The organism is Streptomyces sp. NPDC002144, assembly GCF_053593695.1.
The window spans coordinates 13,615-36,464 of the sequence record NZ_JBSFDB010000030.1 but is presented as its reverse complement, the minus strand read 5'-3'; the positions used below and the strand labels follow the sequence as shown (position 1 = coordinate 36,464).

At 70.5% G+C, this 22,850-nt stretch carries 20 protein-coding genes and 2 pseudogenes; 6 read left to right on the top strand and 16 right to left on the bottom strand.

The features are described from left to right. Positions 1–30: 30 nt before the first annotated feature. The 3 genes and pseudogenes from ACWCQ1_RS35585 to ACWCQ1_RS35575 form a co-directional block, all read right to left on the bottom strand. On the bottom strand, positions 31–990 hold the full coding sequence (locus ACWCQ1_RS35585; protein WP_451028220.1) for an XdhC family protein: 960 nt from the start codon (positions 988–990) through the stop codon (positions 31–33). Between the two features lie 13 nt (positions 991–1,003). Beyond that, positions 1,004–1,250: pseudogene (locus ACWCQ1_RS35580) on the bottom strand (hypothetical protein); the annotation flags it as partial. Between the two features lie 52 nt (positions 1,251–1,302). Then, positions 1,303–1,656: pseudogene (locus tag ACWCQ1_RS35575) on the bottom strand (DUF2231 domain-containing protein); the annotation flags it as partial. Between the two features lie 41 nt (positions 1,657–1,697). Here ACWCQ1_RS35575 and ACWCQ1_RS35570 point away from each other — a divergent pair. The 3 genes from ACWCQ1_RS35570 to katG all read left to right on the top strand — a co-directional run bounded on the left by ACWCQ1_RS35570 (position 1,698) and on the right by katG (position 5,371). Further along, positions 1,698–2,348 carry a helix-turn-helix transcriptional regulator gene (locus ACWCQ1_RS35570; protein WP_451028219.1) on the top strand — a complete coding sequence of 217 codons (651 nt, stop codon included), beginning with the start codon at positions 1,698–1,700 and terminating at the stop codon, positions 2,346–2,348. 361 nt (positions 2,349–2,709) lie between these two features. Continuing rightward, positions 2,710–3,147: a Fur family transcriptional regulator gene (locus ACWCQ1_RS35565; protein WP_133046099.1), complete on the top strand. Its 438-nt coding sequence runs from the start codon at positions 2,710–2,712 to the stop codon at positions 3,145–3,147. A gap of 25 nt (positions 3,148–3,172) precedes the next feature. Then, positions 3,173–5,371 carry a catalase/peroxidase HPI gene (gene katG, locus ACWCQ1_RS35560; RefSeq protein ID WP_358598802.1) on the top strand — a complete coding sequence of 733 codons (2,199 nt, stop codon included), beginning with the start codon at positions 3,173–3,175 and terminating at the stop codon, positions 5,369–5,371. Between the two features lie 312 nt (positions 5,372–5,683). Here katG and ACWCQ1_RS35555 read toward each other — a convergent pair whose 3' ends face one another. Both ACWCQ1_RS35555 and ACWCQ1_RS35550 read right to left on the bottom strand, forming a co-directional pair. Further along, positions 5,684–6,562 carry a LysR family transcriptional regulator gene (locus tag ACWCQ1_RS35555; RefSeq protein WP_451028218.1) on the bottom strand — a complete coding sequence of 293 codons (879 nt, stop codon included), beginning with the start codon at positions 6,560–6,562 and terminating at the stop codon, positions 5,684–5,686. A gap of 4 nt (positions 6,563–6,566) precedes the next feature. Further along, a complete protein-coding gene (locus tag ACWCQ1_RS35550) occupies positions 6,567–7,505 on the bottom strand; it encodes a hypothetical protein (RefSeq protein ID WP_451028217.1) in 939 nt (312 codons plus the stop codon). 266 nt (positions 7,506–7,771) lie between these two features. On the opposite strand from ACWCQ1_RS35550, the gene ACWCQ1_RS35545 reads away from it, so the two are divergent. Continuing rightward, the gene (locus ACWCQ1_RS35545; protein WP_451028216.1) at positions 7,772–8,617 is read left to right on the top strand and encodes an alpha/beta fold hydrolase; all 846 of its coding nucleotides are present in this window, start codon (positions 7,772–7,774) and stop codon (positions 8,615–8,617) included. A 72-nt stretch (positions 8,618–8,689) separates the two neighbouring features. Here ACWCQ1_RS35545 and ACWCQ1_RS35540 read toward each other — a convergent pair whose 3' ends face one another. Then, on the bottom strand, positions 8,690–10,021 hold the full coding sequence (locus ACWCQ1_RS35540; RefSeq protein ID WP_133046103.1) for a class I SAM-dependent RNA methyltransferase: 1,332 nt from the start codon (positions 10,019–10,021) through the stop codon (positions 8,690–8,692). A 91-nt stretch (positions 10,022–10,112) separates the two neighbouring features. Next, positions 10,113–12,185, bottom strand: coding sequence for an APC family permease (locus tag ACWCQ1_RS35535; RefSeq protein WP_451028215.1), 2,073 nt, complete (start codon positions 12,183–12,185; stop codon positions 10,113–10,115). A 424-nt stretch (positions 12,186–12,609) separates the two neighbouring features. Between ACWCQ1_RS35535 and ACWCQ1_RS35530 the strand changes: the two genes are divergently transcribed. Together ACWCQ1_RS35530 and ACWCQ1_RS35525 are read left to right on the top strand one after the other, a co-directional pair. Beyond that, complete coding sequence (locus ACWCQ1_RS35530; protein WP_133046105.1) at positions 12,610–13,281, top strand: potassium channel family protein; 672 nt, start codon at positions 12,610–12,612, stop codon at positions 13,279–13,281. Then, positions 13,281–13,958 (top strand): potassium channel family protein, encoded by a 678-nt coding sequence (locus tag ACWCQ1_RS35525; protein WP_133046106.1) that lies wholly within the window; start codon positions 13,281–13,283, stop codon positions 13,956–13,958. The genes ACWCQ1_RS35530 and ACWCQ1_RS35525 overlap by 1 nt, the downstream gene beginning before the upstream one ends. Positions 13,959–14,031: 73 nt before the next feature. Here the strand turns inward: ACWCQ1_RS35525 and ACWCQ1_RS35520 are convergent, their stop codons facing one another. From ACWCQ1_RS35520 to ACWCQ1_RS35480, 9 genes are all read right to left on the bottom strand, one after another. Then, the gene (locus ACWCQ1_RS35520; protein WP_133046107.1) at positions 14,032–14,799 is read right to left on the bottom strand and encodes a DUF3159 domain-containing protein; all 768 of its coding nucleotides are present in this window, start codon (positions 14,797–14,799) and stop codon (positions 14,032–14,034) included. Between the two features lie 3 nt (positions 14,800–14,802). Then, the gene (locus tag ACWCQ1_RS35515; protein ID WP_133046108.1) at positions 14,803–15,201 is read right to left on the bottom strand and encodes an OB-fold nucleic acid binding domain-containing protein; all 399 of its coding nucleotides are present in this window, start codon (positions 15,199–15,201) and stop codon (positions 14,803–14,805) included. A gap of 240 nt (positions 15,202–15,441) precedes the next feature. Continuing rightward, entirely contained in the window at positions 15,442–16,128 is a 687-nt protein-coding gene (locus tag ACWCQ1_RS35510) for a response regulator (RefSeq protein ID WP_133046109.1), read from the bottom strand. Beyond that, a complete protein-coding gene (locus tag ACWCQ1_RS35505) occupies positions 16,125–18,668 on the bottom strand; it encodes a sensor histidine kinase KdpD (RefSeq protein ID WP_358604758.1) in 2,544 nt (847 codons plus the stop codon). Before ACWCQ1_RS35505 ends, ACWCQ1_RS35510 begins: the two co-directional genes overlap by 4 nt. Before the next feature lie 114 nt (positions 18,669–18,782). Beyond that, a complete protein-coding gene (locus tag ACWCQ1_RS35500) occupies positions 18,783–19,508 on the bottom strand; it encodes an ABC transporter ATP-binding protein (RefSeq protein WP_451028214.1) in 726 nt (241 codons plus the stop codon). 60 nt (positions 19,509–19,568) lie between these two features. Then, positions 19,569–20,747 carry an alginate lyase family protein gene (locus ACWCQ1_RS35495; RefSeq protein WP_451028213.1) on the bottom strand — a complete coding sequence of 393 codons (1,179 nt, stop codon included), beginning with the start codon at positions 20,745–20,747 and terminating at the stop codon, positions 19,569–19,571. Between the two features lie 155 nt (positions 20,748–20,902). After that, on the bottom strand, positions 20,903–21,664 hold the full coding sequence (locus ACWCQ1_RS35490) for a DUF3710 domain-containing protein (protein WP_133046113.1): 762 nt from the start codon (positions 21,662–21,664) through the stop codon (positions 20,903–20,905). A gap of 1 nt (position 21,665) precedes the next feature. Beyond that, positions 21,666–22,217 carry a dUTP diphosphatase gene (dut, locus tag ACWCQ1_RS35485; protein ID WP_133046114.1) on the bottom strand — a complete coding sequence of 184 codons (552 nt, stop codon included), beginning with the start codon at positions 22,215–22,217 and terminating at the stop codon, positions 21,666–21,668. Then, entirely contained in the window at positions 22,214–22,798 is a 585-nt protein-coding gene (locus ACWCQ1_RS35480) for a PaaI family thioesterase (RefSeq protein WP_133046115.1), read from the bottom strand. Before ACWCQ1_RS35480 ends, dut begins: the two co-directional genes overlap by 4 nt. Positions 22,799–22,850: the final 52 nt, after the last annotated feature.

Below are 22,850 nucleotides of genomic sequence, written 5' to 3'. Positions count from 1 at the left end.
GCCGACGTCCGCGCCGGCCCCTCGTCGCGCTCACTCCGGACCGTCCAACGCCGTCAGCACCTCGGCGCAGATCGCCAGTGCCGTCTCCGCCGGGGTGCGAGCGCCGATGTCCAGGCCGATGGGGCCGTGGACACGGGCCAGGTCCGCCTCCGTCAGGCCCGTCTTCAGCAGGGCGGCGGCGCGGCGGGCCTGGGTGTGGCGGGAGCCGAGGGCGCCGACGTACGGGATGCCCGAGGTCAGGGCGGTGCGCAGGGTGGGGACGTCCACGTCGGGCTCATGGCTGAGCATGATCAGACAGGCGGCGGCCCGATGCTCGGCGAGCAGCTCGGCGGCGTCCCGCGCGGACCTCGTCACCGTGGCCAGCCAGCCCAGCAACCCGGCCTGGGCGACGAGGAGTTCGGCGAGTTCGCCACCGCCGACGACGACGAGGTGCGGTACGCAGGGGCAGGTCTCGATGAGGACGAGCCCGGCGTCGGCCGCGTGCACCTCACGTCCGGCCCGGTAGCGGGCGAGCAGGGAACGCGCCTGCACCGCGGCCTGCGGCGGCACGTCCGGCCCGTCCACGGCCTCGTGGGGCGTCACCACGGTGCTGACGGCGTGCGTCCGCGCCTCGTCCAGCCAGGTGACGAGCGCGACGTCGGCCCCTGCCCCGAGCAGCGCCCACCAGCGGGCCGGTACGGCGCCCAGCGGCTGCATCAGGATCTCGGCCTGTCCCCCGCAGGTCAGCCCCGCCTCGGCCACGCCCTCCTGGTGCACGGCCACCTCGCACACACGGGCCGTGTGCCCGGGCGGCACCGCACAGGCCTCGGCGACGAGCCGCTGGTCGAAGGCGCCCCGGTACAGCCGCCCGTGGTACTGCCCGTCCGCGTCGATCAGCATCGCGTCGGCCGGCTGCCGCGCCCCGAACCCGCGCTCGGTGAGGGGTCGCGCGAGTACCGCCGCACGGCCCTCGGCCGCCCATTGCCGTGCCGTGTCCGCCAGGTCTCGCATGCACCCAGCGTAGTCAGTACACGTCCCGCACGTACCTCTTGTCGGCCGCCCGCTCCTTCACGTACGCCGCCGCCCCCACCTCGTCGAGTCCGCCGCGCACCACGGCGACGTTTCCTCAGTGCCCGGTCGACACCGTTGGCCATGCGGGAGGTGTCGCCGCAGACGTAGAAGTGGGCGCCGTCCTGCAGCCAGGACCACGGCTGCGGGCCCTGCTCGCGCATCCGGTCCTGGACGTAGACCTTGGCGCGCTGGTCGCGGGAGTGCCCGACCGGCGTCGACACCTTGGCCAATGACACGACGCATGCGGACGCCGTACCGGTAGGCGAGCTTGCCGCCGAGGTAGCCGGAGACGCCGAGGGTGGCCAGAGCGACGGCGGAGAGCGTCAGCTGCCCATCGCCGACGCTCTGCCCGCCCGCGTAGCCGTCGCTCCGGCGCCAGAGGAATCCGGCCGCGTAGGCGGCGGTCACGGCGAGACTCAGCCCCATGTGCACCAGGCCCGTACGGAAGGCGGGCGTGCCGGTGGGGATGGCGAACAGGTCGAGGAAGCCGACGCAGGCCGCGGCCAGGGCCCCCAGCACCCCGATCACGATCGGCACGGTCAAGTTCCGGCAGGCGAAGCAGCGGTCAGCGGTGCTTTGGCGGGGCCGTACGGGCACCCGTTCCATCCGATCCTGGTAAGTCCACTCGACGGAGTTACGGTGATGCGGTGAACCCCGATGCCACGGCCGCCGCGCTCGCCGTCCTGGGCGACGAGTCGCGGCGCCGGCTGCTCGACTACGTCCGGCGGGCCAGACGCCCGGTGACCAGGGAAGAGGCGTCCGCGGAGGTGGGGATCTCCCGCAAGCTGGCCGCCTTCCACCTGGACAAGCTGGTCGCGTCGGGCCTGCTGCAGGCGCGCCACGGCGGCCACGGACCGCGCCGGGTCGGCCGCGCCCCGAAGGTGTACGAGCCCAGCCCCGAGACCCTCTCCCTGAGCCTCCCCCCGCGCCGCCACGAGCTGCTGGCCTCCCTGCTGACCGAGGCACTGACGGCACAACGGCCCGGCGAGACCGCCCGAGAGGCGGCGCTCCGGGTCGCCCGGCAGCGGGGCGAGGCCCTGGGCGCGGAGACCCCCGGCGGGGACGTCACGGCGATCCTGGAATCCCTCGGGTTCGACCCGGCCGACGCCGGTTCCGGACGCACGGTGCTGTACAACTGCCCGTTCCACCCGGTCGCCGCCCAGGCCCCCGACCTGATCTGCGGCATGAACCACGCCTTCCTCGCCGGCTGCCTGGCCGCCTCCGGCAACACCGACACCACCGCGGTACTGGCACCCCGACCGGGCTCGTGCTGCGTCGAGTTGCACACCGAAACCTAGGGCATCAGGACATGTCCCACGACGAGCCACAGCGGCAGCCGCGTCACCCCTGACGCGCGCTGCCGCGGGCCGCCGTGGCGGATCCGCACCGAGGCCCGACAGCCGCCGAGGCCCGCCGTCAGCAGCCACGCGCACGGAACGAAGACCCTCACGCGGTCCAGCACAGCGCACGCGCCGGACGCACACCGGACATCCATTCACGGATTCACCCGCAGGCGTGAACAGTGGTGCGAACCCCCTTGAACTGCGCGGATGTCCGGGGACCGGCCGACGCACGGAGCCGTAGGTCACCCGGGCGACACCAAACTTGTACTCCTCGTTTTCTTGAACGGTTCGTGTTTATGGGGGTAGGTTGGTCGCCATGACCACACCCCAGCCAGCGTCAACCGCCGATGAGCTGCGCGGTGCCGGCCTGCGGGTGACGGCCGCCCGCGTCGCACTGCTCGAGACCGTCCGGGACGGTGATCATCTCGACGCCGAGGCCATCGCCTCGGGCGTGCGGGCCCGGGTCGGCCACATATCACTGCAAGCCGTGTACGACGCGCTCAACGCGCTCACCACGGCGGGCCTCGTACGCCGCATCGAACCGCCGGGCAGCCCCGCCCGGTTCGAGGGCAGGGTCGGGGACAACCACCACCATCTGGTGTGCCGGTCCTGCGGCGCCGTCTTCGACGTCGACTGCGCGGTGGGTCACGCACCCTGCCTCACCGCGTCCGACGACCGCGGTTTCGCGATCGACGAGGCCGAGGTCATCTACTGGGGCCTGTGTCCCGACTGTTCCACCGCACGCACGGCCTGAGCACCGAACACCCGGAAGGATTCGCATGTCTGAGAACACCCCCGCCGCAGAGGCGAAGTGCCCGGTGGCGCACGACCGCGCCCTGCACCCCACCCAGGGCGGTGGAAACCGCCAGTGGTGGCCGGAGAGGCTCAACCTGAAGATCCTTGCCAAGAACCCCGCGGTGGCCAACCCGCTCGGTGAGGACTTCGACTACGCCGAGGCGTTCCAGAGTCTCGACCTCGCGGCCGTGAAACAGGACATCGCCGAGGTGCTCACGGACTCCAAGGACTGGTGGCCGGCCGACTTCGGTCACTACGGCCCGTTCATGATCCGTATGGCCTGGCACAGCGCGGGAACCTACCGCATCAGCGACGGCCGCGGCGGCGCCGGCGCCGGTCAGCAGCGCTTCGCCCCGCTCAACAGCTGGCCGGACAACGGAAACCTGGACAAGGCCCGCCGGCTGCTGTGGCCGGTGAAGAAGAAGTACGGCAAGAGCCTGTCCTGGGCCGACCTGATGATCCTCGCCGGCAACGTCGCCCTGGAGTCCATGGGCTTCGAGACCTTCGGCTTCGGCGGCGGCCGCGAGGACGTCTGGGAGTCCGAGGAGGACGTGTACTGGGGTCCCGAGAAGGTCTGGCTGGACGACCAGCGCTACACCGGCGACCGTGAGCTGGAGAGCCCGCTCGGCGCGGTCCAGATGGGCCTCATCTACGTCAACCCCGAGGGCCCGAACGGCAACCCGGACCCGGTCGCCGCGGCCCGCGACATCCGCGAGACGTTCCGCCGCATGGCGATGAACGACGAGGAGACCGTCGCCCTGATCGCCGGCGGCCACACCTTCGGCAAGACCCACGGTGCCGGCCCGGCGGACCACGTCGGCCCCGACCCCGAGGCCGCGCCGATCGAGCAGCAGGGCCTGGGCTGGAAGAGCACCTACGGCACCGGCAAGGGCGGCGACGCGATCACGTCCGGCCTGGAGGTCACCTGGACCGCCACGCCGACCCAGTGGAGCAACGGCTTCTTCAAGAACCTCTTCGAGTACGAGTACGAGCTCACCGAGAGCCCGGCCGGCGCGAAGCAGTGGGTCGCGAAGGACGCCGAGGCGATCATCCCCGACGCGCACGACCCGTCGAAGAAGCGCCTGCCCACCATGCTCACCACCGACCTCTCGCTGCGGTTCGACCCGGTCTACGAGCAGATCTCGCGCCGCTTCTACGAGAACCCCGACCAGTTCGCGGACGCCTTCGCCCGTGCCTGGTTCAAGCTGACCCACCGTGACATGGGCCCGAAGTCGCTCTACCTCGGCCCGGAGGTCCCGGCGGAGACGCTCATCTGGCAGGACCCGCTGCCGGAGCCCGAGGGCGAGCTCATCGACGCCGCCGACGTCACGGCCCTCAAGGCCAAGCTGCTCGACTCGGGTCTGTCCGTCGCGCAGCTCGTGTCCACCGCGTGGGCCTCCGCCTCCACCTTCCGCAACAGCGACAAGCGCGGCGGTGCCAACGGCGCCCGGATCCGTCTGCAGCCGCAGGCCGGCTGGGAGGTCAACGAGCCCGACGAGCTGGCGCAGGTGCTGCGCGTCCTCGAGGGCGTCCAGCAGGAGTTCAACGCGAACTCCGGCGCGAAGAAGGTCTCCCTGGCCGACCTGATCGTCCTCGGCGGTGCCGCCGCGATCGAGAAGGCCGCCAAGGACGGCGGTTACGAGATCGAGGTGCCCTTCACCCCGGGCCGGGTGGACGCCACGGAGGAGCACACCGACGCCGAGTCCTTCGAGGCGCTGGAGCCCACCGCGGACGGCTTCCGCAACTACCTGGGCAAGGGCAACCGCCTGCCGGCCGAGTACCTGCTGCTGGACAAGGCGAACCTGCTGGGCCTGAGCGCGCCCGAGATGACCGTCCTGGTCGGCGGTCTGCGTGTCCTGGGCGCCAACTACCAGAACTCGCAGCTCGGTGTCCTCACCCAGACCCCGGGTTCCCTGACGAACGACTTCTTCGTCAACCTGCTCGACCTGGGCACCACCTGGCGGGCGACCTCGGAGGACCAGAACACCTTCGAGGGCCGCGACGACGTCACGGGCGAGCTCAAGTGGGCGGGCAGCCGCGCCGACCTGGTCTTCGGCTCGAACTCCGAGCTGCGCGCGCTGGCCGAGGTCTACGCGAGCGACGACGCGAAGGAGAAGTTCGTGAAGGACTTCGTGTCGGCCTGGGTCAAGGTCTCGAACGCGGACCGCTTCGACATCGCCTGATCCCGCTGTAGGTCACAGACGCCCGGGCCGGCCCACCAGGGCCGGCCCGGCCGTTCGTGCGGGGACCTGCCTGGCCGGTCGGCCGGTTCGTCGAACCGGGTCAGCTTCTCCGGGTTCACCACGGCGTGGATCCGGGTGAGCTTCTCCGGGTTCGCCACGGCGTGGATCGACGCGACGTCACGGTGTCCCCCTCGTCCATGACCCTGTCGGCCATTCGCCATGAAGACACCGCCGAGGACGCCCACGTTTCACCGACGCATCCTCGCGGTCCGCGCATTCCGTCTGTTCGGTGCTCGGGTCGGGGCCCGGGTGTCAGTCCGGGCCGGGGCCGAGCATGCGGCGCGAGAGCTCGGCGAACTGGAGCAGTTCCGGCATGGTCCGGTGCTTGGAGTAGGCCAGAGCGACCATGCGCGGGGCGACGCCCTCCAACGTCAGGTAGACGACGTCGTCCCGATGGTAGAAGCCGGCCATGCCGGCCGGCATGACATAGCACCCGGAGCCGAAGGCCACGGCCTCCAGGCATTCCTCGATCGTCGCCGGGAAGCGCCCGCCGTCCCCCGGCGACGCCACCGGATCCCGGGGGACACGACCGCGCCATTCCGGCACGTCCCGCGGATCCTGCAGCAGGGCCGTGTCCCGCAGGTCCTCGACGTGCACCGCCTTGAGTTCGGCGAGCGGGTGCTCACTGGACAACGCCACCACGCGCGGCTCCGGGAAGAGCGGGACCACCTCGAACATGCCCTCGGGCAGCGGCAGTCGGACGTAGCAGACGTCGACCCGCCCGTCGATCAGGAAGTCGACCTGGTCGGTGATCGACGTGTGCACGACCTCGATGTCGAGCTGCGGCGCCATCCGGGCGAACTCCCGCACGATGGGGGTGACGACGACACCCGGCATGAAGCCGATGGTGAACTGGTTCACCTCCCGGTGCGCCGTCCGCACCCGCTGCTGCACCGCCTGTGACATCGCCAGCATCGGCCGGGCGTCCTCCAGCAACTGGTGTCCCGCCCGCGTCAGTACGGTGCCCTGCCGGTCCCGCAGGAAGAGCACCACACCCAAGTCCTCCTCCAGCGCCCGGATCTGACGGCTGAGCGCCGGCTGGGTCATGTAGAGGCGACTCGCCGCCCGCACGAAGCTGCACTCCTCGGCCACGGCCACGAAGTAGCGCACCCGGCGTAAGTCGAGATCCATGACGCTAATCGTACCCACACCGGTTGTGCCAGCTCAGCGCGTAGGCCGCCCGGCGGGCGCGCATCAACTCTCCCAGGGGCCGATGCTCCGTTGCCGCGATCCAGGGGTTGAAGCTGCTCTTCTCGACGGTCTCGGCCAGTTCGTCGTCCGGGGCCTGCCGAGGCAGACGCAGCCGCGCCACGGTGAGCCACGGCGCGTCCCAGCGGACCGAGGAGTCCTCGATCGGCGTACGGCTCTCGTCCTCGAAGAACTGGGCCTGGAGAAGGAACTCCAGATCGTCGTCGGCGAGTCGACCGTAGATGTCGGCGGCCAGGTCCTTACGGGCTTGCTTGTTGATCGTCGTCGAGGCGGCGCACAGCTTCAACCGGGCCGCGTAGTCGCCGAACGCGATGGGCATGATGCTGAAGAAGTCATGCGTGGCGAATCCGCTGAACGGTTTCACCATGTCCCGGACGTTCGAGACGGTGCTGCGGGTGAGCCGTGGATTGGTCGCGGCCTTACGGAGAGCGGCTCCCGGCCCACTCGTGGACAGATCGACGATTCCGACGACGTCCGCGCTGCCGCTGACCCGCAGGGTCTCCTGACTGACAAAGGTGAAATTCTGCTCGACATCGGCGGACGTCGGCGTGGAGGCCCCGAGCACCTTGATCGCGAAACCGCGGATGTCAGGAGCCCGGTCGACGGAGAAGTTTCCGTTGGACAGCCGTACATGTGCGTCAAAGACGGCGGGAGAGGCGAAAATCCCTTGCCTCGCATAGTCGGGAAGATCTTCCTCCACTGCCAACGCGGCTTTCAGGGCAGCCACTTGACTGCGGTGCAGCGCTCTCCCGTGCCCATGCTTTTTCAGTTGCTTGCGTTGCAGTTCACTGAAAACGTGTATCTGTTCCGCATGCTGGGTGCTCTCGTCCGGCAGGAGTACTTCACGCCATTGAGTGCTCGGCATATTCTCAGACCTCTTCATTTTGCTGCCGCTCGTAATTGAGCCGAGTTCCGTCTTCCGCCGAGCATTCCGGCTCACGGCTCGAGACGCCAATGCCGTTTTCTCCCTTCGTCATGCCGATCGGGCATGACGAACCAAGCAAGGGTCTGCTGCTCATTCCGGATCGGCATGGGGGGAAGCAGGATCGGCATTGGCGGGCCGATAGACGCGTCCGCGAGAGTCGTCGCAGCGAAGATTTCGCCTGAACGGCTCGAGAGGAAGAACAACACATGAAATCCACCGCCCGCACCAGAGCACTCGTGGCTGCCGGACTTGTGAGTGCAGCGGTCGTGGCTTCACTGGCCGTGACGAACGCGAGCGCAGTCACCCCCGGGACGAACGATCACACCGCCGGCTCGCAGCCTGCGCACCGCGCGAAGCCGACGGTGGTCCTGGTCCACGGGGCGTTCGCCGACTCCTCCAGCTGGAACAGCGAGATCGGCTACCTGCGGGGACACGGCTACCCGGTCTACGCGATCGACACCCCGCTGCGCGGCCTGCCCTTCGACAGCGCCTATGTCGAGGCACAGCTCAAGACCGTCAAGGGCCCCGTGGTGCTGGTCGGCCACTCCTACGCGGGAGAGGTCATCAGCCAGGTCGCCGCGAAGACGCCGAAGGTCAAGGCCCTCGTGTACGTGGCCGCTCTGATCCCCAAGACGGGAGAATCCGCCGGCGCCCTGATCGGACAGTTCCCCGGCTCGCAACTCACCGCGGAGAACTTCCGCACCGTTCCCCTGCCCGGCGGTGACACCGACGTGTACCTCAAGCCCGACAAGTACGGGACCGTGTACGGCAACGGGCTGTCGGCGTCGGCCATGCGCACCGCCTCGGTGACCCAGGAACCCATCGCCCTCTCGGCGTTCACCGACAAGGCCACGGTCGATCCCCCGGCGAAGACGCCGAAGTGGGCGGTCATCTCGACCGAGGACCACGCCGTGCCGACGGCCGCCCAGAAGTTCGAGGCCAAGCGCGTGGGCGCCCACATCACCTACACCCGCTCCGGCCACGACGTTCCGTCGATCAGCCCCGGAGCGGTGGACCGCGCCATCGTGACCGCCGCCAACTCCATTCACTGACCGGCCCCTACGGCGGGCCGCAACCTCCGGGCGCGCCCCGCCGTAGTCCGCGCAGTGTTCCGAAACCGCGGTTCAAGAGCCCTTGGCAGCCGGCTCCAGAATCGCCACGCACTCCACGTGATGCGTCATCGGAAACAGATCGAACGCCCGCAGCGTCCGCACCCGGTACCCCCCGTCCCGGAAGTACCCCAGGTCGCGGGCGAGCGCCGCGGGGTCGCAGGCGACGTAGGCGATGCGGCGGGCGCCCAGGGACGAGAGGTGTTCGACCGTCTTGCGGCCCGCACCCGCGCGCGGGGGGTCCAGGACGATGAGGTCGACCTCGGTGATGCCGGTGCGGGGCAGGACGGACTCGACCTTGCCCTGCTCGATGCGCACCCGGTCGAAGTCGGCGAGGTTGTGCCGGGCGTCCTCGACGGCGCGCTTGCCGGACTCGATGCCGAGGACGGCTCCCTTCTCGCCGAGCCGGTCGGCGAGGGCGCCCGCGAAGAGACCCACTCCGCAGTACAGGTCCAGCGCCATCTCGCCCTTGCGCGGGAGCAGGCCCTGCATGACGGCGGTGACCAGGGTGTCGGCGGCCTTCGGATGGACCTGCCAGAAGCCGCCGCTGCCCACGCGGTAGGTACGGCCGTCGGCGCGCTCGCGCACGAAGGGGCGGCCGTGGACGCGGTGGATGCCGCCGTCCTTCTCGCCGACCCGCATCACGGAGACCGGCTTGTCCAGTTCGACGATGGGCAGCCGGGCGCCCGGCCTCGGCTCCAGGATGACCTGGCGGTCCTGCGAACCGGTCGCCGCGATCGCGTCGATGGACGCCATGCCGGTCCAGTCCCGCTTCTCGATGCCGAGCTCGCTCACTCCGGCGGCCGCGATCATGCAGTGGTCGATCGGCTCCACCTCGTGCGAGCGGTGCCGGCGCAGCCCCGCCCGCCCGGAGGAGGCGTCCACCGCGTACTGCACGCGGGTGCGCCACTGCGGCACCTCGCCCGCCGGCAGCTTGTCCCCCTCGGCCGGCATCACCGTGCCGTCCCAGCCGGCCTCCTCGGGCGTCAGCCCCGCGAGCCGGCGCAGCTGCTCGGCGACGACCTCGCCCTTCAGCCGCCGCTGCGCCCCCGGCTTGGCGTGCTGCCAGTCGCAGCCGCCGCAGCGGCCGGGACCGGCGTAGGGGCAGGGCGCCTCGATCCGGTCCTTGGACGCCTCCAGCACGGACACGGCGTCCGCGCGCAGGAAGCGGGCCCCCTCCTCGCCCTCGGTCACGCGCGCCAGGACCCGCTCACCGGGCAGCGCGTGCCGGACGAACAGCACCTGGCCCTCTTCCGTGCGGGCGATGCAGTGCCCGCCGTGGGCGACGGGGCCGACCTCGACCTCGTACTCCGCCCCGACCAGCGACTTCTTCGGTTCTGCCTGCATGGCGGGGTGACTCCAGAGGTGAGAAAGAACGGCGGCCGGACAACAGCCCACCAGTCTACGTGGGTGCCGTCCGGCCGTTGACCGGCGAGCGTCAGCCCTTCGGGCCCGGGGTGCCCGAGGTGCCCGAAGGCTCCTTCGCCCGGCCCGCCTGGGCGGGGCCGCGCCGCACCGAACCCGGCGCGTTCCACTCCTGCCGCTTGCGGGCGCGGGCCCGGGCCAGCTCCGAGGACTGCAGCTGGTAGGGCACGGACGTCACCATGATCCCCGGCGTGAACAGCAGCCGGCCCTTGAGCCGCAGCGCGCTCTGGTTGTGCAGCAGGTGCTCGTACCAGTGGCCGACCACGTACTCCGGGATGATCACCGACACCGCGTCCCGCGGCGACTCCTTGCGCAGGCTCTTGACGTACTCGATGATCGGCCGCGTGATCTCGCGGTAGGGCGAGTCGAGCACCTTCAGCGGTACGTCGATCCCGCGCCGCTCCCACTCCTCGCGCAGCGCCTTGGTCTCCGCCGGGTCGACGTTGACGGTGAGCGCCTCCAGCGAGTCCGAGCGCATCAGCTTGGCGTAGGCGAGGGCGCGCAGCGTCGGGCGGTGGATCTTGGAGATCAGGACGACGGAGTGGATGCGGGAGGGCCGTACGCTGTCGTCGCTCGGGCCCTCGGGGGCCGCGATCTCCGCGGCGACGCCGTCGTAGTGCTTACGGATGGCGGTCATCGTCGCGTAGAAGATGCACATGCCCAGGAGCGCCACCCAGGCGCCGTGCGTGAACTTGGTGACCAGGACGACGACCAGCACCAGGCCGGTGAAGAAGGCGCCGAAGGTGTTGATCGCCCGCGAGCGGATCATGTGGCTGCGCTTGGCGGGGTCCTTCTCGACCGCGAGGTGGCGGTTCCAGTGCCGGACCATGCCGGTCTGGCTGAGGGTGAAGGACACGAACACGCCGACGATGTAGAGCTGGATCAGCCGTGTGGAGTCGGCTCCGTAGATCACGGTCAGCAGGGTCGCGGCGCCGGCCAGCAGGACGATGCCGTTGGAGAAGGCGAGGCGGTCGCCACGGGTGTGCAGCTGGCGGGGCAGGTAGCGGTCCTGGGCGAGGATCGAGCCGAGCACCGGGAAGCCGTTGTAGGCCGTGTTGGCGGCCAGGAACAGCACGAGCGCGGTGGCCGCCGCGAGCACCACGAAGAAGAAGCTGCCCTTGCCGAAGACGGCCTCGGCGACCTGGGTGATCACCGGGTTCTGAACGTAGTCGGCGCCGACCCCGACGCCGTGCTTGAGCAGGTCGGTGGCCGGGTTCTCGGCCATGCGGACCTTGGTCGTCAGGGCGAGGACGATGATGCCGCAGAACATGGTGACGGCGAGCAGACCCATGGCGGTTAGCGTGGTCGCGGCGTTCTTCGACTTCGGCTTGCGGAAGGCCGGCACGCCGTTGGAGATCGCCTCGACACCGGTGAGCGCGGCACAGCCGGAGGAGAAGGCGCGCAGCATCAGGAAGACCAGGGCGAAGCCGGCCAGACCCTGGTGCTCGGCCTTGATCGTGTACTGGGCGGTCGGCGCGCGCATGGTGTCGTTCAGCACCAGTCCGCGGAAGGCGCCCCAGGCGATCATGACGAAGACGCCGCCGACGAACACGTACGTCGGGATCGCGAAGAGCTTGCCGGACTCCTTGACGCCGCGCAGGTTCATCAGGGTGAGCAGCACGATCACGGCGACCGCGCACAGCACCTTGTGCTCGACCACGAAGGGGATCGCCGAGCCGAGGTTCTCGATACCGGAGGCGATCGACACGGCGACGGTCAGGACGTAGTCGACGAGCAGGGCGCTGGCGACGGTGAGGCCCGCCTTGGAGCCGAGGTTGGTCGTGGCCACCTCGTAGTCCCCGCCGCCGCTGGGGTAGGCGTGCACGTTCTGCCGGTAGGAGGCGACCACCGTGAACATCAGCACGACGACCGCGAGGGCGATCCAGGGGCTGAAGTGGTACGCCGACACGCCCGCGATGGACAGGACCAGCAGCACCTCTCCGGGGGCGTAGGCCACGGAGGACAGCGGGTCGGAGGCGAAGACGGGGAGGGCGATGCGCTTCGGCAGGAGCGTTTCGCCCAGCCGGTCACTGCGCAGAGCGCGCCCGATCAAGATCCGTTTGGGCACGTCGGTCAGTTTGGACACAACAGAGCATCGTAGGCGTTCGAACGGGTGCTCAACCACCCTCCCCCGCTCTCGACACGCTCGAGCGGCGAACCCCCGCCTTCCATCTGCTCACCGGGTGAAATCCACAAGCGCTTCCGCTGCGGATTCCGCAGGCGGCCCGCCCTCCATGTCTATATGACTAACTCCCGCCCGATTCCCGGCCGTAGCCGCCCCCTGGAGGTCCCATGCACGCCATCGCGGAACTGATCGGCGCCACCGCGACCCTCGTCGGCCTCGGAATCCTGACCCTCGCGAGCGCGCGGAGCATCAGCCGTCGCTGGGACACCGGGAGTGACGGCAACCGTGCACAGGGGTGCCGACGTCCTACCGCGCGTGTGTAGCTTGGGCGTCGGTCTGAGACCCTGATGCTGAGCTGTAGTTTTTGGACACCGGAAGGACGGTCGTGCACATCGTCATCATGGGCTGCGGAAGAGTGGGTTCCGCTCTCGCCCAGACATTGGAGCAACAGGGGCACACGGTCGCCGTGGTCGACCAGGACCCCACCGCCTTCCGCCGTCTCGGCCCCGGGTTCGGCGGCCGCCGGGTCACCGGGGTCGGCTTCGACCAGGACACCCTGCGCGAGGCCGGCATCGAGGAGGCCGGCGCCTTCGCGGCCGTCTCCAGCGGTGACAACTCCAACATCATCGCGGCGCGCGTCGCCCGCGAGATGTTCGGCGTGGAGAACGTCGCGGCCCGGATCTACGACCCCCGCCGCGCCGAGGTCTACCAGCGCCTGGGCATCCCCACGGTCGCCACGGTCCGCTGGACCGCCGACCAGATGCTCCGCCGGCTGCTCCCCTCGGGTGCCGAGCCCCTGTGGCGCGACCCCAGCGGTGGTGTCCAGCTCGCCGAGGTGCACACCTCGCCCGCCTGGGTGGGCCACAAGGTCAGCAGGCTCCAGGAGGAGACGGGCGTCCGCGTGGCGTTCCTCACCCGGCTCGGCGAGGCGATCCTGCCCACGTCGCAGACGGTGCTGCAGGAGGGCGACCTGGTGCACGTGATGATGCGCACCGACGAGGTCGACAAGGTCGAGGCGTCCTTCGCCAAGGGTCCCGAAGAGGAGGGCGGTCACTGATGAGGGTCGCCATTGCCGGTGCCGGCGCGGTCGGCCGCTCGATCGCGGCCGAGTTGCTGGAGAACGGCCACGAGGTCCTGCTCGTGGACAAGACGCCGACCGCCATCTCGGTCGAGCGGGTCCCCCAGGCCGAGTGGCTGCTGGCCGACGCCTGTGAGATCACCTCCCTGGACGAGGCGGCGCTCCAGCGCTGCAACGTCGTGATCGCCGCGACGGGCGACGACAAGGTCAACCTGGTCGTCTCCCTCCTGGCGAAGACGGAGTACGGCGTCCCGCGCGTCGTGGCCCGGGTGAACAACCCGAAGAACGAGTGGCTCTTCAACGAGTCCTGGGGCGTCGACGTGGCGGTCTCCACCCCGCGTCTGATGTCGGCCCTGGTCGAGGAGGCGGTCTCGGTCGGCGATCTGGTCCGCCTGCTGCGCTTCAGCCACGGCGACGCGAACCTGGTCGAACTGACCCTCCCGGAGGAGTCGGCCCTCGCCGGCACCCAGGTCGGCGACGTGGAATGGCCGGAGGACACCTCCCTGGTCACGATCATCCGCGGTACCCGGGTCCTCACCCCCTCCCGCGACGACTCCCTGGAACCGGGTGACGAGCTGCTGTTCGTCGCCGCGCAGGCCAGGGAGGAGCAGCTGGAGGACCTGCTGTCGGTGCGCCGGGAGGACGCGGCGGGCTAGCGGTCTGCGGTACGACGACGAGGGGCGCCCCACGCGCGTGGGGCGCCCCTCGTCGTCGTACCGGTACCGCAGACTAGGCCTCTCGACGGTGCCGTCCGCCGGCCGCCTCACCCTGCTCAGTGCGCTCGGCCGCCAGCGCCGCCTTGCGCTCCTTCTCGGCCTGCTCCTCGGCCTCCATCTCGGCGAAGACGTCGATCGGGGCCGGTGCCTTCGCCAGGAACACCCAGGTCAGCCAGACCGCCAGCAGGAACGGCGGGATCTTCAACGCGACCAGGACCCAGCCCAGCTGCGCGGTGTTGGCCCACCAGTACAGCGGGAAGAGGATCGCGCACTTGGCCAGCAGGATCAGGCCCCAGGCCCAACTGGCCTTCGCGTACGCCTTCTTGCGGCCGGGGTTGCGGGTGCGCCAGGAGAGGTTCTCCTTGAAGACCGGGCCGAGGATCAGACCGATCAGCGGGACACCGCACAGGGTCGTGACGATGTACGCCAGCGCCAGGCCCAGCGTGTAGAGCATGCCGGGGAGGTAGAAGTCCTTGGCGTTGCCGGTCATCATGGCGAAGACCACACCGAAGGCGACGCCGAAGACACCGCTGAACGCGTGCTTGACGGTGGTCCGCATGGCCAGCCGGACCACCACCAGCAGCAGGGACACCGCGAGGGCGGCGATCGCCGACCAGTGCAGGTCCTTGTTGATCGTGAAGATGGTGACGAAGAGGAGACCGGGCAGCACCGTCTCGACCATGCCCCGCACGCCGCCGAACGCCTCGAACAGGGCGGCCTCGGTCACCGCCCGTGCGTCGTCGGCAGACGTGTCCTCTGTCGGCTTGTCGAGCGACGTCACCGGCTACTCCCGTCCGAGGGGTCTCAGTTCGTATTTCGGATTGAACAGCACACGGCGGCCCCGGCTCATCGAGATCCGGCCCGATGCGATCAGTCTGCGCCCCGGCTCTATCCCGACTATGGAGCGCCGGCCGAGCCACACCACGTCCAGCGCGGCGGAGCCGTCGAACAGCTCGGCCTCCAGCGCCGGGACGCCCGCACGCGGCCGCAGGGTGACCGTGCGCAAGGTACCAGTAACCGTGACGATCTGTCGGTCGTGGCAGTCGCCGATCCGCACACAGCCCGTGGTCTCTGCGTCCTCGCGCAGTTCCTCGGACTCCAGGTCCTCCTGCGACGAGGAGAGCCGGTCGAGCATGCGCCGGAACCGGCCCACCGGCTTTTCGGAACGAGGAACAGCACTCATATCTGAAGCGTACCGGGACGCACCGACAGCTTCGTACCCACGGCCCTGACGCTCGAACCGGCCCTCACTTCTCGAACAGACAGCCCATCCGCAGCTCCGTGATGCTGCAACCCCGGGGGACGACCCCCGGACCCCCGGCCCACCTCACAGCTCACTTCTCGAACCGGTACCCCATCCCCGGCTCCGTGATGCTGCATCCCCCGGGGGGACAACCCCCGGACCCCCGGCCCACCTCACAGCTCACTTCTCGAACCGGTACCCCATCCCCGGCTCCGTGATGAAGTGCTTCGGGTGGGACGGGTCCGCCTCCAGCTTTCTGCGCAGTTGGGCCATGTACACGCGCAGGTAGTTGGTCTCCGTCCCGTACGACGGTCCCCACACCTCCTGCAGCAGCTGCCGCTGGCTGACCAGCCGGCCCGTGCTGCGCACCAGCACCTCCAGCAGATGCCACTCGGTGGGCGTCAGCCGTACGTCCCGGCCGCCCCGGTTGACCTTCTTCGCGGTCAGGTCGACGGTGAACTCCTCCGTCTCCACGGTCGTCACCTCGTCCTCCCCGGCCCCGACGGGCTCGGCGCGTCGGACGGCGGCCCGCAGCCGGGCGAGCAGCTCGTCCATGCCGAAGGGCTTGGTGACGTAGTCGTCGGCGCCCGCGTCGAGGGCCTCGACCTTCTCGTCGGAGGTGTGCCGGGCGGACAGCACCAGGATCGGCACCCGGGTCCAGCCGCGCAGGCCGCGGATCACCTCGACGCCGTCCATGTCGGGCAGGCCCAGGTCGAGGACGACGACGTCGGGGTGGCGGGCGGCGGCGATCTGCAGGGCGGTCGTGCCGTCGTGGGCCGCGTCGACCTCGTACTTGCGCGCCTTCAGGTTGATCACGAGGGCGCGCACGATCTGCGGCTCGTCGTCGATCACCAGCACCCGGGTCATGTGACCTGCCTTTCGGGTTCCGCCGAGGGGAGGACCTCCGCGTGCGATCCTTCCGCACGCAGGGTGAGCACCATGGTGAGGCCGCCGCCCGGTGTGTCCTCGGCGGCGAGGGTGCCGCCCATCGCCTCGGCGAAGCCGCGGGCCACCGCGAGCCCGAGCCCCACTCCGGCGCCGCGCGGGGCGTCGCCGTAGCGCTGGAAGGGCTCGAAGATGCGCTCCTTGCCGTCGTCCGGGACGCCGGGGCCGCGGTCCACGACCCGGACCTCCACGCGGTCGGCGATGGCGCTGGCGCCGACCAGCACCGGTCTGCCCGGCGGGCTGTACTTGACGGCGTTCTCGACCAGATTGGCCACCGACCGCTCCAGCAGCCCCGGGTCGACGGCGACCATGGGCAGGGTCTCCGGGACGTCCAGTTCGACGCTGTCCTCGGGAACCCCGACGAGCGCCATCGGCACCACCTCGTCGAGGTCGACCTCGCGGATCAGCGGGGTGACCGTGCCGGTCTGCAGACGGGACATGTCGAGGAGGTTGCCGACGAGGTGGTCGAGCCGGTCGGCGCCCTCCTCGATGCCCTCGAGCAGCTCGGCCTGGTCCTCCTCCGACCAGGCCACGTCGTCGGAGCGCAGGGAGGAGACGGCCGCCTTGATGCCGGCGAGGGGTGTGCGCAGGTCGTGGCTGACGGCGGCCAGCAGCGCCGTACGGATCCGGTTGCCCTCGGCGAGCGCCCGGGCCTGGTCGGCCTCCTCCCGCAGCCGCCGGCGGTCCAGGACCACGGCGGCCTGCGCCGCGAACGCGGCCAGCACCCGCCGGTCCTCGGCGGGCAGCACCCGGCCGGTCAGCGCGAGCGCCATGTGGTCGCCGACCGGGACGTCCACGTCGGCCTCCTCCGGCCGCTCCACGGCGGGCCCGAACCCCGCGCGGCCCGCGCACGTCCACGGGGCGTGGTCGCCGGCCCGCTCCAGCAGGGCCGCCGACTCCATGCCGAAGGTCTCCCGGACCCGCTCCAGCAACTCCTCCAGGCCGGTCTCGCCGCGCAGCACGTTGCCCGCGAGGAAGGACAGGATCTCCGACTCGGCGCGCAGCCGGGCCGCCTGATGGGTGCGGCGGGCCGCGAGGTCGACGACGGAGGCCACCGAGACACCGACGCCGACGAAGATCACGATGGCGACGATGTTCCTGGGGTCGGCGATCGTCCAGCGGTGCAGGGGCGGTGTGTAGAAGTAGTTCAGCAGCAGGGAGCCGACCGCGGCCGAGGCGAGCGCGGGAAGCAGTCCGCCCAGCAGCGCGGCCGCGACGGTCACCGCGAGGAACAGCAGCATGTCGTTGGCGAGACCGAGGTGGACTGTGTTGAGCAGCGCGGCCAGGACCGCCGGCCCGGCGACGCCGATCACCCAGCCCCAGATGATCCGGGACCGGCCGAGCCGCGCGCCCCGGGCGACCGGCAGTCCGCGCCCCTTGCCGGCCTCGTCGTGCGTGATCAGGTGGACGTCGAGGTCGGGCCCCGAGTCCCGGGCGACCGTGGCGCCGACGCCGGGTCCGAAGACGTACTGCCAGCTCTTGCGGCGCGAGACGCCGAGCACGATCTGGGTGGCGTTGACGCCGCGCGCGAAGGCGAGCAGGGCGGCCGGTATGTCGTCGCCGACGACGTGGTGGAAGGTGCCGCCGAGGTCCTCCACGAGGGTGCGCTGGACGGCGAGTTCCTTCGGGGAGGCGGCCGTCAGCCCGTCGCTGCTGGCTATGTAGACCGCCAGCACCTCGCCGCCGGCGCCCTTCTCCGCGAGCCGCGCGGCCCGCCGGATCAGCGTGCGCCCCTCGGGCCCGCCGGTGAGCCCGACCACGATCCGCTCGCGCGAACCCCAGATCTTCGACACCCGGTGCTCGCTGCGGTACTGCTGCAGGTACTCGTCGACCCGGTCGGCCACCCAGAGCAGGGCCAGCTCGCGCAGGGCGGTGAGATTGCCCGGCCGGAAGTAGTTGGACAGGGCCGCGTCGACCTTGTCGGGTTTGTAGATGTTGCCGTGCGCCATCCGGCGGCGCAGGGCCTGCGGCGACATGTCGACCAGCTCGATCTGGTCGGCCCGCCGCACCATTTCGTCCGGCACGGTCTCCCGCTGCCGTACACCGGTGATCGACTCGACGACGTCGCCGAGGGACTCCAGGTGCTGGATGTTGACCGTCGAGACGACGTCGACACCGGCCGCGAGCAGTTCCTCGACGTCCTGCCAGCGCTTGGCGTTGCGGGAGCCGGGGACGTTGGTGTGGGCCAGTTCGTCCACGAGGGCGACCTCGGGGTTCCGGGCGAGTACGGCGTCCACGTCCATCTCCGTGAACGTCGTGCCCCGGTACTCCAGCTCGCGGCGCGGCACCTGCTCCAGGCCGTGCAGCATCACCTCGGTGCGCGGGCGGTCGTGGTGCTCCACGAAGGCCACCACGCAGTCGGTGCCCCGCTCCATGCGCCGGTGCGCCTCGGAGAGCATCGCGTACGTCTTGCCGACGCCCGGTGCCGCACCGAGGTAGATCCGAAGCTTGCCGCGTCCCATGGCCCCATTGTCTTCCGGTCACTGCTGCCTACGCAGCGTCGACCTTACGGCCAACAATCGCGACTCATCGTGCCCGGAAGGCGCCGGAAGCCGTCCTTGACGGAACTCTGACGCTCACGTCTCGACGATCTCCCCGTCGCTGAGTTCCAGCACCCGGTCGGCCAGGTCGAGGAGGGTCGTGTCGTGGGTGGCGACGAGGACGGACGGAGGCCCCTCGGTGAAGCCCAGGGTGGCGGAGTGCTCGCTGTGGACGACGGCCCGCAGCAGCTCCATGACCGCGTGGCCGGTCTCGGCGTCCAGCTGGCCGGTCGGTTCGTCGGCGATCAGCAGGGCGGGGCTGTTGGCGAGGGCGCGGGCGATGGCGACGCGCTGCTGCTGGCCGCCGGAGAGCTCGCCGGGCCGCTGCGCGGCGTGGTCGGTGAGGCCCACCAGGGCGAGCAGCAGCTCGACGCGCTCCTCACGCGCGCGTACCTCGGCCCGGCGCAGTCGCATCGGGACGCCGACGTTCTCGGCGGCCGTGAGGATCGGGATCAGCCCGAAGGACTGGAAGACGAAGCCGACCCGGTCGCGGCGCAGGGCCAGCAGCCCCTCCTCGCCGAGTTCCGACAGGTCCAGTCCGTCCACGGTGACCCGCCCGCGGTCCGGTGCGTCGAGCCCTCCGACGATGTTGAGGAGCGTCGTCTTGCCCGACCCGGAGCGCCCCTTGAGAGCGACGAGTTCGCCGCGCGGGATCTCGAAGGAGACACCGCGCAGCGCGTGCACGGCGGCGGCCCCCCGGCCGTAGGACTTGTGGACGTCCTCGACGCGCACCATGGTCTCGGTGGCCACCTGGCCGCTCATGTCGCCTCCCCCGTCGACCGGGCGCCAGTATCGCGGCCGGGCGCCCGGCCGATCAACGGTTCAGCTCGGGTTGTCGCCGTGGGTGAGGGTCTCCCAGGCCACGAAGAGGTTGTCGGAGCCGGCCGGCCGCTGCCGTTCGGTCAGGGCCTGGGTGTTGCTCATCGCGATGCCGAGGCGGTTGTGCAGGGCGTTGTAGCCGACCTCGGTGACCGGTCCGAGCCCGAGTTTGAGCGAGCCGCCGCACAGCCAGCTCGGGACGGCCGCGCCCAGCTGGTACCTGGCCTGGAACCCGAGCGCCTGGCGCAGCCGTTCGCCCACGTCGGTGCCGTACAGGTCCTGGCCCTGGATGCGGCTGGTCTCGGCGACGTGGGACATCGCGGAGAGGCCGTACCCCGTGTGCGTGAAGTCGCGGCAGGTCTCCTGGGTGAGCCCGGTGACGAAGGTGGACTGCCCCTGCCAGTAGCCGACGATCTTCGCCCTGGTGTCGAGCTTCTGGCCCGGCACGGTCTTCGGCAGATCGCCGTCGGAGGAGAGGTAGACGTAGGCGGCCGCGCGGGTGCGGAACCTCGCCGTGGCCTTGTCGTACGACGACCTGTCCTCGAGGAAGACGGAGATGCCGACGGCGGCCTCCATCATCGACAGCTCCCAGTTGCCGTTGGAGTTGGAGCCGCCGATGACCTCGGGCAGGTAGACGGTGCGGAGCATGGTCGCGAAGCGGCCGGAGTTGGCCCAGCCGCCGGTGTACGTGTACTTGATGATCTCGGCGGCGCGCGGCCAGGAGGAGCCCGCCCAGCCGGTCTGCAGGGGCGCGTTGCTGTTGGTGTGCTGCTTGATCACGGCGGACCAGGCGTCCATGAGCTGGATCGACTTCTTCGCGTACCGGTCGTCGCGGGTGATGTACCAGGCGAGCGCGTCGGTGTAGGCGGCGATCGCGTCCTGGCGCTCGTCGGTACAGCCGTTGTCCGGATTGGAGTACGAGCCGCACTCGACCGTCGCCCGTGGCTTCGGTGTGCGGTTCAGGTCGGCGTACTTGCTCGCCATCATCTGGTCGAAGGCGCCTTTCCAGGGCTGGGCACCGGCGTCGACCTTGCCGCTGGTGAAGTCCAGCTGGGCCCGGGAGACGGTGACACCGGGGTGCGCGAAGGCGGTGGGGGCGGCTTCGGCGTGACGGGAGGCGGGCCATGTCATCATGCCCACGACAAGCGCGGAGACGGTTGCGAGCAGTGCGGTGCGACGCATAGGTGGGGGTCCCGTTCTCGTATGTGAACGACGAGCGCCCCCGTGAACAGAGGCGCTGGGCCGAGACCATAGGTACAGACCAATACACCGTCAAGGGCCCGCGCACGAAAAAGGGCTGTACCCCGCGCGGGGTACAGCCCTTGTCGCTCGGTTGTCTAACGGACCTCGGTGATCTCCGGCCCGCGCTGCAGCTGGCCCATGCCGCCGGAGAAGCGCGACGACTCCTCCTGCTGGACGCCCTCGGGGACCATCTGGGCGTCGTTGGGCAGCTTCAGGACGATCGGATCCCGGGGCGCCATCGGGCCCTCGCCGCGGACCACGACCGTGTCCCGGAAGATCTGCTCGAGCAGGCCGGCCGCCTGCGGCTGCACCGCGCCCTGGCCAGAGATCACCCCGCGCAGGAACCAGCGCGGACCGTCCACACCGACGAACCGCACGACCTGGAAACCACCCGTGCCGTCCGGCAGCTGCACCGGCACCTGGGCGCGCAGCTCCCAGCCGAGCGGGCCCTCGACCTCGTCGACGATGCCACCCTGCTGGGTGATGCCGGCGCCGATCTCCTCACGCACCTCGCCCCAGATGCCCTCGCGCTTGGGCGCGGCGAAGGCCTGCAGCTGGATGGCGCTGTCGTGCAGCACGACGGTCGCCGCGACGATCGCGTCACCCGCGACCTCGACCCGCAGCTCCATGCCGTCGACCCCGGGCACGAAGAGACCGCCCAGGTCCACGCGGCCCTCCGCGGGGTCGCGCACCTCGGAGTCGTCCCAGGGCCCGTCGGGCCGCGGCTCGGGCTCGAGCCTCACCCGCTCGCGCTCGACCTCTTCGTCGTCCGCCTCAGCGTCGACACTGTCGACGACCTGCTCGGCCTCGCCGGCCGCGTCCTCGGCGGCACCCTTCTTGTTGCGACGTCCGAACACGTCACTGTCCTTCCCGGTCGGATACGACCGAAGCGTATCGATTCCCACCCGTAGTGCCGCCATCGGCGGCCTGACCCCTTGTGCTGTTCTCTCCGGCCACCGCGGCATGACCTCCGGTGGACCCGAAGCCCCCTTCGGCCCGTGCCGAGCCGGGAAGCTCCGCCACCTCCTGGAAGCGGACCTTCTCGACCTGCTGGACGACCAGTTGGGCGATCCGGTCGAAGCGCTCGAACCGCACCGCCTCGCGCGGGTCGAGATTCACCACGATCACCTTGATCTCCCCACGGTACCCGGCATCAACCGTCCCCGGGGCATTCACCAGAGCGACACCGCAGCGGGCGGCGAGCCCCGACCGGGGATGCACGAAGGCCGCGTACCCCTCGGGGAGGGCGACAGCCACCCCGGTGGGCAGCACGGCCCGTTCCCCGGGTCCCAGTTCGCACGCCTCGGTGGTGCGCAGATCGGCTCCCGCGTCACCGGGATGCGCGTACGACGGAAGCGGTACGTCCGGGTCGACGCGGCGCACCAGCACGTTCAGGGGCTCACGGCTCACGGGTTCACCTCGAAGGCGCGGGCCCGCCGGACCTGGTCCGGGTCGTTCATGGCGGCCTGGATCTCCTCGGGTCGGCCGTTGTCGATGAAGTGGCCGACCTCGACCTCGATGAAGAGCGCGTCGGCGCGTACGGCGACCGGACCGTCCGGGGCGTCGAGCCGGCCGGTGGCGGCCGAGTAGATCTTGCGGCCCGCGACCGCGGTGACCTCGGCCGTCAGATACAGGGTCGTCCCGACCGGCACCGGCCGGACGAAGTCGGTCTCCAGACGTCCGGTGACGGCGATCGTGCGCAGCAGCCAGTTCAGCGAGCCGAGGGTCTCGTCCAGCGCGGTCGCCAGCACTCCCCCGTGCGCGAGGCCGGGCGCGCCCTGGTGCGCGGGCTGCACGGTGAACTCGGCCGTGATGCTGACGCCGTCGCCGGCCCGCGCCTGGAGGTGCAGTCCGTGGGCCTGTCCGCCGCCACATCCGAAACAGTGTTCGTAGTGGGCGCCCAGAAGCTCACCGGGCGCGGGCGCGTCAGGATGACGCACGGGTTTCGCCGCGTCGGCGGGGGGCTTGAGAGCTGCTGAAGTACCACTCACAGCCGCAGACCTTACCCGCGCGTCCCCGGTGTCCGGGCACCATGCCAAGCTA